The 14,591-nt window shown below is 49.4% G+C and carries 14 protein-coding genes; 8 read left to right on the forward strand and 6 right to left on the reverse strand.

Going from position 1 to position 14,591, the window contains the following annotated elements; all coding sequences use genetic code 11:
* Nucleotides 1-378: 378 nt before the first annotated feature.
* From oppA (DCX48_02210) to DCX48_02235, 6 genes are all read left to right on the forward strand, one after another.
* Nucleotides 379-2,070: an oligopeptide ABC transporter substrate-binding protein OppA gene (oppA, locus tag DCX48_02210; GenBank protein ID QXE17124.1), complete on the forward strand. Its 1,692-nt coding sequence runs from the start codon at nt 379-381 to the stop codon at nt 2,068-2,070.
* Between the two features lie 191 nt (nt 2,071-2,261).
* Entirely contained in the window at nt 2,262-3,899 is a 1,638-nt protein-coding gene (oppA, locus tag DCX48_02215) for an oligopeptide ABC transporter substrate-binding protein OppA (protein ID QXE13425.1), read from the forward strand.
* A 53-nt stretch (nt 3,900-3,952) separates the two neighbouring features.
* A complete protein-coding gene (oppB, locus tag DCX48_02220) occupies nt 3,953-4,873 on the forward strand; it encodes an oligopeptide ABC transporter permease OppB (protein QXE13426.1) in 921 nt (306 codons plus the stop codon).
* An 11-nt stretch (nt 4,874-4,884) separates the two neighbouring features.
* Nucleotides 4,885-5,793, forward strand: a complete 909-nt coding sequence (gene oppC, locus DCX48_02225) for an oligopeptide ABC transporter permease OppC (GenBank protein QXE13427.1) — start codon at nt 4,885-4,887, stop codon at nt 5,791-5,793.
* 11 nt (nt 5,794-5,804) lie between these two features.
* Nucleotides 5,805-6,800, forward strand: coding sequence for an ABC transporter ATP-binding protein (locus DCX48_02230; GenBank protein QXE13428.1), 996 nt, complete (start codon nt 5,805-5,807; stop codon nt 6,798-6,800).
* The gene (locus tag DCX48_02235) at nt 6,797-7,831 is read left to right on the forward strand and encodes an ABC transporter ATP-binding protein (protein ID QXE13429.1); all 1,035 of its coding nucleotides are present in this window, start codon (nt 6,797-6,799) and stop codon (nt 7,829-7,831) included. Before DCX48_02230 ends, DCX48_02235 begins: the two co-directional genes overlap by 4 nt.
* 88 nt (nt 7,832-7,919) lie before the next feature.
* Here DCX48_02235 and DCX48_02240 read toward each other — a convergent pair whose 3' ends face one another.
* Nucleotides 7,920-8,243, reverse strand: coding sequence for a DUF440 family protein (locus DCX48_02240; protein ID QXE13430.1), 324 nt, complete (start codon nt 8,241-8,243; stop codon nt 7,920-7,922).
* A 72-nt stretch (nt 8,244-8,315) separates the two neighbouring features.
* Nucleotides 8,316-9,776: a cardiolipin synthase gene (cls, locus tag DCX48_02245; protein QXE13431.1), complete on the reverse strand. Its 1,461-nt coding sequence runs from the start codon at nt 9,774-9,776 to the stop codon at nt 8,316-8,318.
* A 314-nt stretch (nt 9,777-10,090) separates the two neighbouring features.
* Here cls and DCX48_02250 point away from each other — a divergent pair, with 314 nt between their 5' ends.
* Nucleotides 10,091-10,267 (forward strand): YciY family protein, encoded by a 177-nt coding sequence (locus DCX48_02250; protein QXE13432.1) that lies wholly within the window; start codon nt 10,091-10,093, stop codon nt 10,265-10,267.
* Between the two features lie 76 nt (nt 10,268-10,343).
* Here the strand turns inward: DCX48_02250 and DCX48_02255 are convergent, their stop codons facing one another.
* Together DCX48_02255 and DCX48_02260 are read right to left on the reverse strand one after the other, a co-directional pair.
* Nucleotides 10,344-12,017, reverse strand: a complete 1,674-nt coding sequence (locus DCX48_02255) for a HAMP domain-containing protein (protein ID QXE13433.1) — start codon at nt 12,015-12,017, stop codon at nt 10,344-10,346.
* Between the two features lie 131 nt (nt 12,018-12,148).
* Nucleotides 12,149-12,445 (reverse strand): YciI family protein, encoded by a 297-nt coding sequence (locus DCX48_02260; GenBank protein ID QXE17125.1) that lies wholly within the window; start codon nt 12,443-12,445, stop codon nt 12,149-12,151.
* A gap of 251 nt (nt 12,446-12,696) precedes the next feature.
* Between DCX48_02260 and tonB the strand changes: the two genes are divergently transcribed.
* Nucleotides 12,697-13,446 carry a TonB system transport protein TonB gene (tonB, locus tag DCX48_02265; protein QXE13434.1) on the forward strand — a complete coding sequence of 250 codons (750 nt, stop codon included), beginning with the start codon at nt 12,697-12,699 and terminating at the stop codon, nt 13,444-13,446.
* Nucleotides 13,447-13,559: 113 nt separating this feature from the next.
* On the opposite strand, the gene yciA is transcribed toward tonB, so the two are convergent.
* A complete protein-coding gene (gene yciA, locus DCX48_02270; GenBank protein ID QXE13435.1) occupies nt 13,560-13,982 on the reverse strand; it encodes an acyl-CoA thioester hydrolase YciA in 423 nt (140 codons plus the stop codon).
* Between the two features lie 22 nt (nt 13,983-14,004).
* Nucleotides 14,005-14,571 carry a septation protein A gene (locus DCX48_02275; protein QXE13436.1) on the reverse strand — a complete coding sequence of 189 codons (567 nt, stop codon included), beginning with the start codon at nt 14,569-14,571 and terminating at the stop codon, nt 14,005-14,007.
* Between the last annotated feature and the right edge of the window lie 20 nt (nt 14,572-14,591).

Here is a 14,591-nt window from a genome sequence, read left to right on the forward strand (position 1 = left end):
TTAAAATAATAACATTCCGATCAGATAATGACGCGGATAGGTAAGCATGCGTCATCATTTTTGTGCTGTGAAAATGATGAAACCCACTACGATGTTTTTTTGTTCAAAATCCATAAATTGCTGAATATTTAAAAAACATTTGCAAATAAAGATAAAAGGCATTGTTTATCATGGGGTTAATCATTGCGTCACTCTATTGCAATAAAACAGCTATCGGGCTGTATTAAAGAAAATTAAGCAACATCAATGTAAAAATATTGGCGAATGTGTCCGCTTTTGATAGCTTCGAGTTTCGACCTGTTATCCGCCATTCACCCATAAATTAATTTTATGATTTATTTGGATAATAGGCGTTCTTTTCTACTCTATGTGACGGCAATTTTTACGCATAGAGTCCGGTATGGCGTTGTATCAGACAGGGGCGTTTATAAAGTGAAAATTTGCAAAACAAAACGATGCTTTGTTACCAGTATGATTGCCGCGGCAGTGATGGCGTCATGCGTGAATGTTCAGGCTGCTAATGTACCTGCCGGTATTGAGCTGGCAAAAGAACAGGTTCTGGTGAGAAACAATGGCGCCGAGGTGTCATCACTGGATCCGCATAAAATAGAAGGCGTACCGGAATCCAACGTCGCGCGCGATTTATATGAAGGATTGGTAATTTCCGATCCGGATGGACACCCGATTCCCGGCGTGGCTGAGCGTTGGGAAAGCAGCGATTTTAAAGTCTGGACGTTCCATTTACGTAAAGATGCCAAGTGGTCAAATGGCGAACCGGTTACCGCACAGGATTTCGTTTATAGCTGGCAGCGTCTGGCCGATCCGAAAACCGTTTCCCCTTATGCCAGCTATTTGCAATATGGTCATCTGTTGAATATTGATGACATTATTGCCAGCAAGAAATCTCCCGATACGCTGGGCGTAAAAGCACTCGACGCCCATACGTTGGAAGTGACATTAAGCGAGCCGATCCCTTACTTTTATAAATTACTGAATCACTCGTCCATGTCCCCAGTAAATAAAACAGCGGTGGAGAAATTTGGTGATAAATGGACCCAGCCGGAAAACTGGGTGGGGAATGGTGCCTATCGCCTTAAATCCTGGGTAGTGAATGAACGGCTTGTGCTGGAGCGTAACCCCCAATATTGGGATAACGCCAAGACCGTGATTAATCAGGTCACCTATCTGCCGATTTCTTCAGAAGTCACGGATGTTAACCGTTACCGTGCGGGGGAAATTGATGTCACCAATAATAAATTACCCATCGAGCTATTTCAGAAGCTAAAAAAAGAAATCCCACAAGAAGTTAACATCAACCCTTATCTCTGCACCTATTATTACGAAATCAATAACCAGAAACCGCCATTTAACGATGTTCGGGTACGTACAGCTCTGCGCATGGGGCTCGATCAGGACATATTGACCAATAAAGTTAAAAATCAGGGCGACATTCCTGCCTATGGCTATATTCCACCCTTTACTGACGGCCTGAAAGCGCATACGCCAGAGTGGTTTACCTGGCCACAGGCGAAACGTAATGAAGAAGCGAAAAAATTACTGGCGGAAGCGGGTTATACCGCAGATAAGCCGTTGACGTTTAATTTGCTTTATAACTCGTCTGATTTGCATAAAAAGATGGCGATCGCAGCGGTATCGATCTGGAAACAGAATCTGGGCGTCGACGCGAAGTTGGAAAATCAGGAGTGGAAAACCTATCTCAGCACCCGTCATCAGGGCAATTATGACGTCGCGCGTGCTGGATGGTGTGCGGACTATAACGAACCGACATCGTTCCTGAATAGTATGCTGTCAGATAGCAGCAACAACACGGCGCATTATAAGAGCGCGGCGTTCGACAAGCTGATGGCTCAGGCTGTTCAGGCGAAAACGGACGATGAACGTGCACAAGTTTATCAGCAGGCAGAATCGCAGTTAGATAAAGATGCAGCCATTGTACCGGTCTATTACTACGCGAACGCCAGGCTGATAAAACCCTATGTCGGTGGCATTACCGGCAAGGATCCGTTGGATAATTTACGGGTGAAGGATCTCTATATCATTAAGCATTAATCTGCCGCTGTTTACGGTTTGATGCAAATGAAGTGAGCGAGCAGCGATTAATTTGGTGTTTAATCTCTGGTTACCCATTCCTACTCTGTGGGAATGGGTCGTGAGTCGAATCGATTAATCGTCTTCTCACAGGACTCTCATTCAGGAATCGTGCTGGGATAACTAACACGACAACATTACAGGAGAAAATAATGACACACATCACAACTAAAAAAAGAGTAGCTGCCGCTATTATCGCGGCATTAAGTAGCACGATGGCTGTTTCTGCCTTCGCCGCGACCGTTCCCGCAGGCGTTCAGTTAGCAGACAAACAGGAATTGATTCGTAACAACGGCGCTGAAGTTTCATCCCTTGACCCGCATAAAATCGAAGGTGTACCGGAATCTAACGTATCGCGCGATCTGCTGGAAGGGTTGGTGATTTCTGACGTTAACGGCAAAACCAGCCCCGGTGTAGCGGAAAGCTGGGATAACAAAGATTTTAAAGTGTGGACATTCCACCTGCGTAAAGATGCCAAATGGTCGAATGGTGAGCCGGTTACCGCACAGGATTTCGTCTACAGCTGGCAGCGTCTGGCCGATCCAAAGACGGCATCGCCTTATGCTAGCTACCTGCAATATGGTCATCTGCTGAATATCGATGACATCATTGCCGGTAAAAAATCCCCAGATACGCTAGGCGTGAAAGCGATCGACGACCATACGTTTGAGGTCACGCTTTCTGAAGCCGTACCTTACTTCTATAAGCTGCCTGTTTACGTCGCAATGTCCCCAATCAATAAAACCGTTGTTGAAAAATTCGGTGAAAAATGGACGCAGCCGCAAAACTGGGTTGGTAATGGTGCCTATAAGCTGAAAAGTTGGGTGGTGAATGAAAAAATGGTGCTGGAGCGTAACCCGCAATATTGGGACAACGCCCATACTGTGATTAACCAAGTGACGTATTTGCCGATTGCGTCTGAAGTGACGGACGTTAACCGCTACCGCAGCGGTGAAATCGACATGACGTACAATAATCTGCCAATCGAACTCTTCCAAAAACTGAAGAAAGAAATCCCGGATGAAGTGAAGGTTAACCCGTACCTGTGTACCTACTACTACGAAGTTAACAACCAGAAGCCACCGTTTAATGATGTGCGCGTACGTAACGCGCTGCGTCTGGGCCTGAGCCAGGATATTCTGACCAACAAGGTGAAGAATCAAGGCGACATTCCTGCCTATGGCTTTGTACCACCCTATATCGATGGCCTGAAAGCATCAGTACCTGAGTGGTTCACCTGGTCACAGACCAAACGTAATGAAGAAGCGAAAAAACTGTTGGCCGAAGCGGGTTATACCGCAGAAAAACCGCTGACGCTGAGCCTGCTGTACAACACTTCCGATCTGCATAAGAAAATGGCTATCGCGGCAGCTTCTATCTGGAAACAGAATATCGGTGTAGACGTTAAGCTGGAAAATCAGGAATGGAAAACCTTCCTCAGCACCCGTCATCAGGGGACCTATGATGTTGCACGTGCCGGATGGTGTGCGGATTATAACGAACCGTCAACCTTCCTGAACAGCATGCTGTCCGACAGCAGCAGTAACACCTCGCACTATAAGAGCAAAGAGTTTGATGCACTGGTGGCGAAATCCTTGCAGGTGAAAACTGACGAGGAGCGCGCTGCGGTTTACCAGCAGGCGGAATCACAGCTGGATAAAGACGCTGTCACCATACCGGTCTATTACTATGCGAATACCCGACTGGTGAAACCTTATGTTGGTGGATTAACGGGCAAAGATCCCCAAGATAATGTTTACGTGAAAGATCTTTATATCATCAAGCACTAATAATAATGGCTGGCGCACGCAACTGTGCTGCCAGCCTTTTATAGGTACGAGCAATGTTAAAATTTATTCTTCGCCGCTGTTTAGAGGCGATTCCAACGCTACTTATCCTGATCACCATCTCGTTCTTCATGATGCGATTGGCACCCGGCAGCCCTTTTACCGGTGAACGTAATTTACCGCCGGAAGTGATGGCGAATATTGAAGCTAAATATCATCTGAACGACCCAATACTGACGCAGTACGGTAATTACTTGCTGCAATTGGTACAGGGTGATTTCGGTCCTTCTTTTAAATACAAAGACTATTCCGTGAACGATTTGGTCGCGACATCTTTCCCAGTTTCTGCGAAATTAGGGTTCGCGGCATTCATTCTTGCCATTGTTTTTGGTGTGAGTGCGGGTGTGATCGCCGCGCTGAATCAAAATACGAAATGGGATTATACCGTGATGGGCTTTGCCATGACGGGGGTGGTTATTCCCAGCTTTGTCGTCGCGCCGTTATTGGTGCTGATTTTTGCCATTACGCTACGTTGGCTACCTGGCGGTGGCTGGAACGGCGGGGCACCCAAATACATGATTTTACCGATGGTGGCACTGTCTTTGTCTTATATCGCCAGCATCGCGCGTATTACCCGAGGATCTATGATCGAGGTTTTGCACTCTAACTTTATCCGCACCGCGCGCGCCAAAGGGCTACCGATGCGTCGCATCGTTCTGCGCCACGCGTTAAAGCCTGCGTTGCTGCCCGTGCTTTCCTATATGGGGCCCGCGTTTGTGGGGATTATTACCGGCTCAATGGTTATTGAAACCATTTTTGGTTTACCCGGTATTGGGCAACTGTTCGTGAACGGTGCACTGAACCGCGACTATTCACTGGTATTGAGTTTGACGATTCTGGTCGGCGGCTTAACCATTTTATTTAATGCGATCATTGACGTGCTCTACGCTGTTATCGATCCGAAAATTCGCTATTAATTGGAGGCGTTATGTTTTGGAATCGAAAAAACGTTGAAGCGTTAGAGAACTTCACCGAGCAGGCTGAGATTGAAGGCCGTAGTTTGTGGCAGGATGCGCGCCTGCGCTTTATCCATAACCGTGCTGCGCTGGCCAGTCTGTTTGTTTTGGCTGTGATTACTGTGTTTGTGATTTTTGCACCTCTGCTGTCTGCATTTGACTACGCCGATACGGACTGGGGAATGATGTCAGCTGCGCCGGATATGACGTCCGGACACTATTTTGGTACAGACTCCTCCGGTCGTGATTTGTTGGTTCGCGTTGCCATCGGTGGACGCGTCTCGCTGATGGTGGGTGTCGCGGCGGCGCTGGTTGCCGTGGTCGTTGGAACGCTGTATGGCGCGATGTCCGGTTATTTGGGCGGAAAAGTAGATTCGGTGATGATGCGTCTGCTGGAGATCCTCAATTCGTTCCCGTTCATGTTCTTCGTCATTCTGCTGGTAACATTCTTTGGGCAAAACATGCTGCTGATCTTCGTGGCCATTGGCATGGTGTCTTGGCTGGATATGGCGCGTATCGTGCGCGGCCAGACACTGAGCCTGAAACGTAAAGAGTTCATTGAGGCGGCGATGGTTTCCGGTGTCTCTACGCGCGGTATCGTGCTGCGTCACATTGTTCCTAACGTGCTCGGTGTGGTGGTGGTTTATGCCTCTTTGCTGGTGCCAAGCATGATTCTGTTTGAGTCCTTCCTGAGCTTCCTGGGTTTGGGAACGCAGGAGCCGTTAAGCAGCTGGGGCGCTTTGCTGAATGATGGTGCGAACTCAATGGAAGTGTCGCCATGGTTACTGTTCTATCCGGCGGCGTTTCTTGTTGTCACGTTGTTTTGTTTTAACTTTATCGGCGATGGCCTGCGTGATGCCCTCGACCCGAAAGATCGCTGAGGAGCATTAACATGAGCAAAATTGAGTTAACTGGCGCGCAAGACGCGCTGCTACATGTTCAGGATCTACGGGTAACGTTTAAAACGCAGGATGGAGACGTGACGGCGGTTAACGACCTGAATTTCACGCTCAATGCTGGTGAAACGCTGGGGATTGTCGGTGAATCTGGGTCCGGTAAATCACAGACTGCGTTTGCGTTGATGGGGCTATTGGCCCGCAATGGCCGTATTGGTGGCTCGGCGCGTTTTCGTGGTAGAGAGATTCTCAATTTACCTGAAAACCAACTGAATAAGCTGCGTGCTGAAGAAATTAGCATGATCTTTCAGGATCCGATGACCTCGCTGAACCCTTACATGCGCGTCGGTGAACAGCTGATGGAAGTACTGATGCTGCACAAACGCCTGAGCAAAAGTGAAGCGTTTGAAGAGTCGGTCAAAATGCTGGATGCGGTCAAAATGCCGGAAGCGCGTAAGCGTATGAAGATGTATCCGCATGAATTTTCCGGTGGGATGCGTCAGCGCGTGATGATTGCGATGGCGCTGCTGTGTCGGCCGAAGTTGCTGATTGCCGATGAACCGACAACGGCACTGGATGTGACCGTTCAGGCGCAGATTATGACGCTGTTGAACGAGCTGAAGAGCGAGTTTAATACCGCCATCATCATGATCACGCATGATCTGGGTGTGGTTGCCGGTATTTGTGACAAAGTGCTGGTGATGTACGCGGGGCGCACCATGGAATACGGCGTTGCACGCGATGTCTTTTATCATCCGAGCCACCCATATTCTGTCGGCTTGCTCAATGCCGTGCCGCGTCTGGATGCAGAAGATGACGTGTTGGCGACCATTCCGGGTAATCCACCTAACTTATTACGCTTGCCGAAAGGGTGTCCGTTCCAACCGCGCTGCCCGTATTCAATGGATGTCTGCCATAGCGCACCTGCGCTAGAATCTTTTGGTGATGGCCGCTTGCGCGCCTGCTTTAGAGCGATTGAGGAGGTGGTATGAACAACGCGGACGAGAAAAAGGTGTTGTTAGAAGTGGACGATCTGAAAGTCCACTTTGATGTCAGAGATGATAAGCAGTGGTTCTGGCAGCCGCCGAAAAAACTGAAAGCCGTCGATGGTGTGACGCTGCGCTTGTATGAAGGTGAAACGCTGGGCGTGGTCGGGGAATCCGGCTGCGGCAAGTCTACGCTAGCGCGTGCTATTATCGGATTGGTAAAAGCGACGGACGGGCGGGTGACCTGGCTGGGGAAAGATCTGCTGGGGATGAGCGCAGCTGAATGGCGCGCAACGCGTAACGATATTCAGATGATATTTCAGGATCCGCTGGCATCGCTGAATCCGCGTATGAACATCGGCGAAATTATTGCTGAGCCGTTGAAAGTTTATCATCCAGAGCTTGATCGACAGACGGTGAAAGACCGCGTGAAAACCATGATGTTGAAGGTTGGACTGCTGCCGAGCCTGATCAACCGCTATCCGCATGAATTCTCCGGCGGGCAGTGCCAACGTATTGGGATCGCGCGGGCGCTGATTCTGGAGCCGAAGCTGATTATCTGTGATGAGCCAGTTTCCGCACTGGACGTATCTATTCAGGCTCAGGTCGTTAACCTACTGCGTCAGCTACAGCGTGAAATGCGCCTGTCGCTGATTTTCATCGCCCATGATTTATCGGTAGTGAAGCACATTTCCGATCGCGTGTTGGTGATGTATCTGGGTCATGCGGTAGAGCTGGGAACGTACGATCAGGTCTATCAAAACCCGCAGCACCCGTATACCCGTGCGCTGATGTCCGCTGTGCCGGTTCCCGATCCCGATAAGGAACGCAACAAGAAGATACAGTTGCTGGAAGGGGATCTACCTTCACCGATCAATCCGCCATCGGGCTGCGTATTCTGCACTCGTTGTCCCGTAGTCGGCCCTGAGTGCACGAAAACCCGGCCATTGCTGGAGGGGAGCTTTACACACGCCGTCTCGTGTCTGAAAGTCGATCCGCAGGCGCTACTACCGGCCTCGGAAGCGGAAGCACAGTAGCTTGTTTTATCCGTTACCAATGTAAAAAGGCGTCTCCTGTGGGAGACGCCTTACGTTTAGGCGAGATGACTTATTCTTTCCACAGGGCTTATTCTTTCCACAGAATGTGGCAAAGTTTGTGGTCTTTTTCTCGGCAAATCAGTACGCGGGCAAAAATATCGGTAATTTCTTCACCTTCCTGTTCGGCCAGCCCAATCACGACTTCAGCGAAGAAATCTGGGTTCAGGTCGAAATCAACGTGCTCAGCCCAATCTTCCGCGGGGTCGAATAACTCAGCACCGCCGCGTTCTTCGAATTGCAGGTTGAACAGCAGAATATCTGCTGGATCGAGGTTGTCAGCAGCAAGTTCCAAGAAAATGTCGTAGGCCTGTTCCAATGCTTCGTCTTCGGTCAGGCGATTATTCAAATCCATAAAGCGATTCCTGTAAATTCCCAATGATCTTATTAAAACACGGCAAAACGCGTATGCCCTAAATAATTTGATTCATAGCAGGGGGCTGAAAAAGTAGAACAGCCGCTCGACAATGCGTTGCCAATAAGGACGGTTTTGCCACTGCGTCGCGTTTAACAGGCGTGAGCGGGCGATATAGTCTTCCTGCACGCAGGCTAAGTCGCTGCCGAATCCAGCATCGTCAATCACCAGCGTAATTTCAAAATTCAGCCACAGGCTGCGCATATCGAGATTCACCGTGCCGACCAAGCTGAGCTGTCCGTCGACCAGCACACTTTTGGTGTGCAGCAGTCCGTCTTTGAATTGGTAAATTTTTACGCCTGCGGCCAGCAGTTCCGTGAAGAACGCACGGCTGGCCCAGCCGACCAGTACGGAGTCGTTCTTGTGCGGAACAATAATGCTGACATCGACCCCGCGCTGGGCGGCGGTGCAGATGGCATGCAGCAGATCGTCGCTGGGCACGAAGTAGGGGGTCGTCATGATCAATTGCTTACGCGCCGAATAGACGGACGTCAGCAGCGCCTGATGAATCATTTCTTCCGGGTAACCAGGGCCGGAAGCTATAACCTGAATGGTGTGGCCGCTCTCCTGTTCGAACGGCATGACGTTAACATCAGGCGGCGGCGGGAGCAGGCGTTTGCCCGTTTCCATCTCCCAGTCACAGCAGTAAATGATGCCCAGGGTAGTCGCTACCGGGCCTTCAATACGCGCCATGAGGTCAATCCATTGCCCAACGCCAGCATCCTGCTTGAAGAGACGTGGATCGACCATATTCATGCTGCCGGTATAAGCAATGCGGCTGTCGATCAGAATAATTTTACGGTGCTGTCGTAAATCCATGCGGCGCAGGAAAGCACGGAACAGATTCACTTTCAGCGCTTCGACCACTTCTATTCCAGCGGTGCGCATCAGTTCGGGATGATGTTGGCGGAAAAATTGAACGCTGCCGGCCGAGTCCAGCAGGATGCGGCAATGTACGCCGCGTCGTGCGGCCGAGATAAGGGAAGACGTGACTTGCTCGACCAGACCACCGGGTTGCCAGATATAGAACACCATTTCGATGTTATTACGCGCGAGTTCAATATCACGTAATAACGCCTTAATGGTGTCATCAAATGTGGTCATCAATTGCAACTGGTTGCCTTTGACGCCGCCAACCCCTTGTCGGCGTTCACAGAGCTGAAATAGTGCGCTGGCGACTTCACTGTTTTCCGTCGCGAAAATACGGCGATATTCCTTTAATTCGCGCAGCCATTTTGCCGTTGATGGCCACATTTTGCTCGCGCGTTCAGCCCGACGTTTACCGAGATGGAGTTCGCCAAATGAAAGATAAGCGACAATACCGACAAGTGGCAGAATATAAATCACCAGTAGCCAGGCCATCGCTGAAGGCACTGCCCGACGTTTCATCAGAATACGCAAGGTCACACCTGCGATCAGCAACCAGTAGCTAAAAACCAGTAACCAACTTATTACGGTATAAAATGTCGACATAAAAGCAGCATAGTCCCTTCTGCAAAGAATTAACAAAGTGTACGCATAGATTTATAAAAGGGGAAATGCCTTTCCTCTGAATATCCCCTTCATACTTCAAGCTGCATACGCGTTGGCTGCATTCACTCACCCGAATCACTTACCTGAGTAAGCTCATCGGGATTCCCTCTCTTGCCGCCTTCATGCAACTCGAATTATTTAGGGTATAAACGTTATGGGTAAGAAGAGAATGACGGAGAGGGTGATTCACCGATTGTCGTCACGTATTAGGGGTATATAATGCCCAGCGCGAGTGGATTAATAAGAGTTGCATAATGAAACGCAGTCGGAATGAAGTGGGCCGCTGGCGGATGTTACGTCAGGTTCAGCGTAGAAGAAGCCGCTGGTTGGAGGCGCAATCGCGTACTTACCGCCATATTCGCTCTGCCCGTTATTTGCAGCAGAAGCATCAACGGCGGGCATTACTCTATGCGGTAGCCTACGAGTGGTAAACCAGCGAGGAAAATAGCGACCCGAAGTATGGTCGCTATTTTTTTATCACAAAACGGCTCTTATTCCCTTATCCGTTCATCCCATCATGGGAATGCGCTGTGTCATCTCTCTCTGATCAATCATCGGGTTCACATCAGCTTCTGTCGAGGGCAGGATAAACAGCGACACTGAAGTATTTAAGCGTTCCGTTTGCTCCAGCAGTGAGGCGAAGGTGTGAGCGGAGGCTTCAACCTGTCCTGCATTTTCTCTGACGGTGTCGTTCAGCGTGCTGAGTCGCGCAGTCACTTCATGAATACTTTCGTTCTGCTGGTGTGATATCTCCGAGATCTCGCTCAGGAACGTGCCCGTGTCTTTCGCCGTCTGAATGATATTCTGTAGGCTGTCATTCAGTTTGTTCACCAGTCGTGTTCCTGCGGTTACGCTGTTGTCTGAATCACGAATCAGCACATTAATACTTTGTGCTGAGTGACTGCTTTGCGAAGCCAGGGTGCCAACTTCTCTGGCGACAACGGCAAACCCTCGACCCATCGTGCCAGCTCGCGCCGCTTCAATCGCTGCGTTCAATGACAAGATATGCGTCTGGAATGCTACATTTTCAATCATCCCAATGGCTTCTGTCATTTCTCGAGTTCTGCCTGCAATATCTGACATTGCCGCCTTGACGTCATTCATCATTGTCTCACCCTGCGTGGCGATTTTGCTGGTGTCTTCTGCGTGCAAATTAGCCTGCTGGGTATGCTGAGTGTTTTGCTCGAGATGTTGGCTAAGTTGAATGACGTGTTCAGTAGTCACTTTGAGTTCGTGGGACTGGCGATTCGCCTGCTCGGAAAGACGATGGTTATCCTCAGCCACGCGATCGACCTGTGTCACCATGTGATCAACACCCTGACGAACCTGATTAACCAAGGTCACCAGACCTTCCTGCATTAGGATGACGCTGGTATTGAGCTGTTCAACTTCCCGTGTTCCGCGTGTCTCTGTATTGACTGAATGAGAAAGATCGCCCGCCGCGATCAGTTTTAAATGGGCAATGATGTGCGCCAGTGGACGAATAATGACCCGGTTAACGCCAAACCAAACGGCAATGGCGATCGCCAGTAATAACCCCAACACCGTGATAAAGATTGTTTTCGCTTGATCGAGAGAGGATAAAAATTGTTGGCCATGCTGTTTTTGCAGCGCATCGGTATCTTGCAGATAGTGTGAGTACTTCTGGGTAAAATCGCTTTGATAGGCCTGAACCGGGACAGCAAAGAAAATATCGATCTGATTGGTGGTTTTTATTCCTTCGGCTAACTCGACAAGCCCGGAATAAAGCTGGTTGTAGCCCTTTTTCAGATCGACAAATGCTGTTGTGTCTGCTTCCGCCGTCGTGGTTGTTTCCAGTAACTGATAATGTTCTTTTGCCTGTTTCAGAGACACTTCAGCCTCATCCATCAGGCTGTGCCAGCTGCCTTCAGACCCGGTTTCTTTGTCTACCAACAGATAAATGCCTGCGCGGTTAAGTTTGTCGCTGGCATTCATGACTTCCATCCGCGCTTTATCCATTAACGCTTGTTGCTGGCGCAGACTCTCGTTAGCAGAAATATCCTGTTGAACCTGGGTCATTGTTTGAGAAATGACGCCGACGGAAACCAATTGCAATAAAGAAAATAACCCAATGATCAATAACAATCCAGAGAGAATACTGAGGCGATGACGGCGGCGGATAGTAGCAACTCCGTTTCGCAAAATCGCAGGCATTAACATGATTGTTGACCCTCTATAGATGAATAGCGGCCAAACTATCACGGTTAAATGACTAAAATATTTCAGCTTTTGACGGAGGGGTAGGAGGCCATGGTTTTTGCGTGTAACCATGACCTGTATCAATTGAACCTTTAAAACACTTTTTTGAAGGGTTTCACACTGACGCGTTGATAGACACCGGCTGCGATGTAGGGGTCGGCGTTGGCCCATGCTGTTGCCTCATCCAGCGATGCGAATTCAGCGATGATCACGGAACCGCTAAAACCAGCCTGACCGGGATCTTCGCTGTCGATAGCAGGTAACGGGCCAGCGGTAATCAGTCGGCCCTGATCGCGTAATGCCTGTAAACGGGCAAGATGGTCTGGTCTTACCGACAGGCGTTTTGCTAATGAATCAACATTATCTTCAGCATAAATGACATAGAGCATAGCGACCTCACTGGTTAGGAAGGTACCCTTTCTCGTTTGGGATACCGGGTAGGGATCCCAGTGGCCAAACGCTATCGGGTAAGAGAAACGTGTTTTTATCATCATACGTGATGTTGTTCGAGGACAATAGGTTGATTTGCCAGACTAATCCCCCCACGATTTCTGTTTTTTTTACAATTCCACGCGTTGTTATTGAATATGATTGCTATTTGCATTTAAACTTGGGCGGCATAAGAGGATAAAGACAGACTATGCCGCAAAAAAAGTTTTTTTTGACCCGCCGTTACTCATGGCCATTCATACTTTCAGTTGGTTTTCATGGTTCACTGATTGCAGGTTTGCTGTACGCATCGTTTAATAATTCAATCGAATTACCGCAGGAATCTAAGCCTATCAGCGTTGTGATGGTGAACCCTGCGGCCTATGAAGCTGCGCCTGCTGCCAAATCTGCGCCCGAACCTGAGCCAGTTAAGCAACCAGAACCTGAGCCGGAACCGATTCCAGAACCGGAGCCATTGCCGCAGCCGGTTCCTATGCCATTACCCGAGCCAAAGCCCAAACCTAAACCGGAACCTAAGCCCGTAAAGAAGGTTGAGCAGCCGAAGCCGGTTAAACGTGAGCCGACCGTTGAAAAACAGCCGCCTTCACCGTTTACCAGCGAAGAGCCGACGCGCAATGTCAATAATGCGCCAGTGAAGCAGGCGCCCGCGCCCGCAGCAAGTTCGCAGTCAAGTGGGCCGCGCCCGTTGAGCCGCGCACAGCCACAGTATCCGGCGCGTGCGTTCTCTCTGCGTGTTGAAGGGCGAGTGAAAATGCAGTTTGATGTGGATGAGTCTGGACGCGTTGATAACGTTCGCGTGCTTTCTGCCGAACCGCGCAATATGTTCGAGCGTGACATCAAGCAGGCGATGCGCAAATGGCGTTACGAAGCGAGCAAGCCGGGTAAAGATCTGGTTGTGACCATCGTCTTTAAAATTGACGGCGGCGCGGCGGTCGAATAATTTACACCAATGCAGATAAAAAACGGGACGTCATCTTTGGCAGATGGCGCCCCGTTTTCGTTAATTATTCAGGATAGATGATGTCGCATCTACGCGAAAAGGTGTGTCAGAGGTTACTCGCTTGGTGTGAAGTTGCTTTTACCTGCTGGCAGCTCACGCGGCTGGCCTTCTTCATCGACTGCTACGTAGGTGAATAACGCTTCGGTGGCCCGATAGCGCTGACCAATCGGCTCAGACGACACTTTCTTTACCCAAACCTCAACATTGACGTTGATGGAGCTGCGACCAGTGCGTAAGCAACGCGCATAGCAGCAAACGACATCGCCCACGGCGACAGGTTTTAAGAACGACATTCCATCAACCCGTACAGTAACGACACGCCCCTCGGCGATTTCTTTCGCCAAAATCGCACCGCCCATGTCCATTTGCGACATCAGCCAGCCGCCAAAAATATCGCCATTCGCATTAGTATCGGCTGGCATGGCCAGCGTACGGAGAACCAGTTCACCCTGTGGTAACACGTTTTGTGTGCTCATTGTGTATGCCTCGGTTTAGCGATTACGGTTGCTCGCTTTTTTCTTCTTCTGATTTCTCTTGGTCGTTAGGCAAGTGGCGATAAATATAGACGCCACAAATCAGCGTAAACAGCAGCGTCACACCAGTTAGCCCAAAAACTTTGAAATTTACCCAAACGCTTTGCGGTAGCCAGAAAGCAATATAGATGTTAACCAATCCACACACCAGAAAGAACATGGCCCAGGCGAAATTCAATTTCCCCCAGACGGGCTGTGGCAAAGTGAGTTCTTTACCCAACATCTTCTGAATCAGGGTCTGTTTCATAACAAACTGGCTGACCAGCAGGGCAACGGCGAACAAGCCGTAGATGATGGTGACTTTCCACTTGATGAACAGGTCGTTATGGAACACCAGCGTTAGCGAACCAAAAATGACGACCATCGCAAAGGTGACCAGCGTCATTTTCTCTATTTTACGATACATCACCCAGGTGACCACGAGTGACAGCGCGGTTGCCGCAATCAGTGCACCCGATGCGATATAGATGTCATAAAGTTTATAGGCCGCAAAAAAAACGACCAACGGTATAAAATCAAGAAGTTGCTTCATTATGTCAATCCATCACTCAA

Origin of the sequence: Pectobacterium atrosepticum, assembly GCA_019056595.1 — a bacterium.
GTDB classification, from domain to species: Bacteria; Pseudomonadota; Gammaproteobacteria; order Enterobacterales; family Enterobacteriaceae; genus Pectobacterium; species Pectobacterium atrosepticum.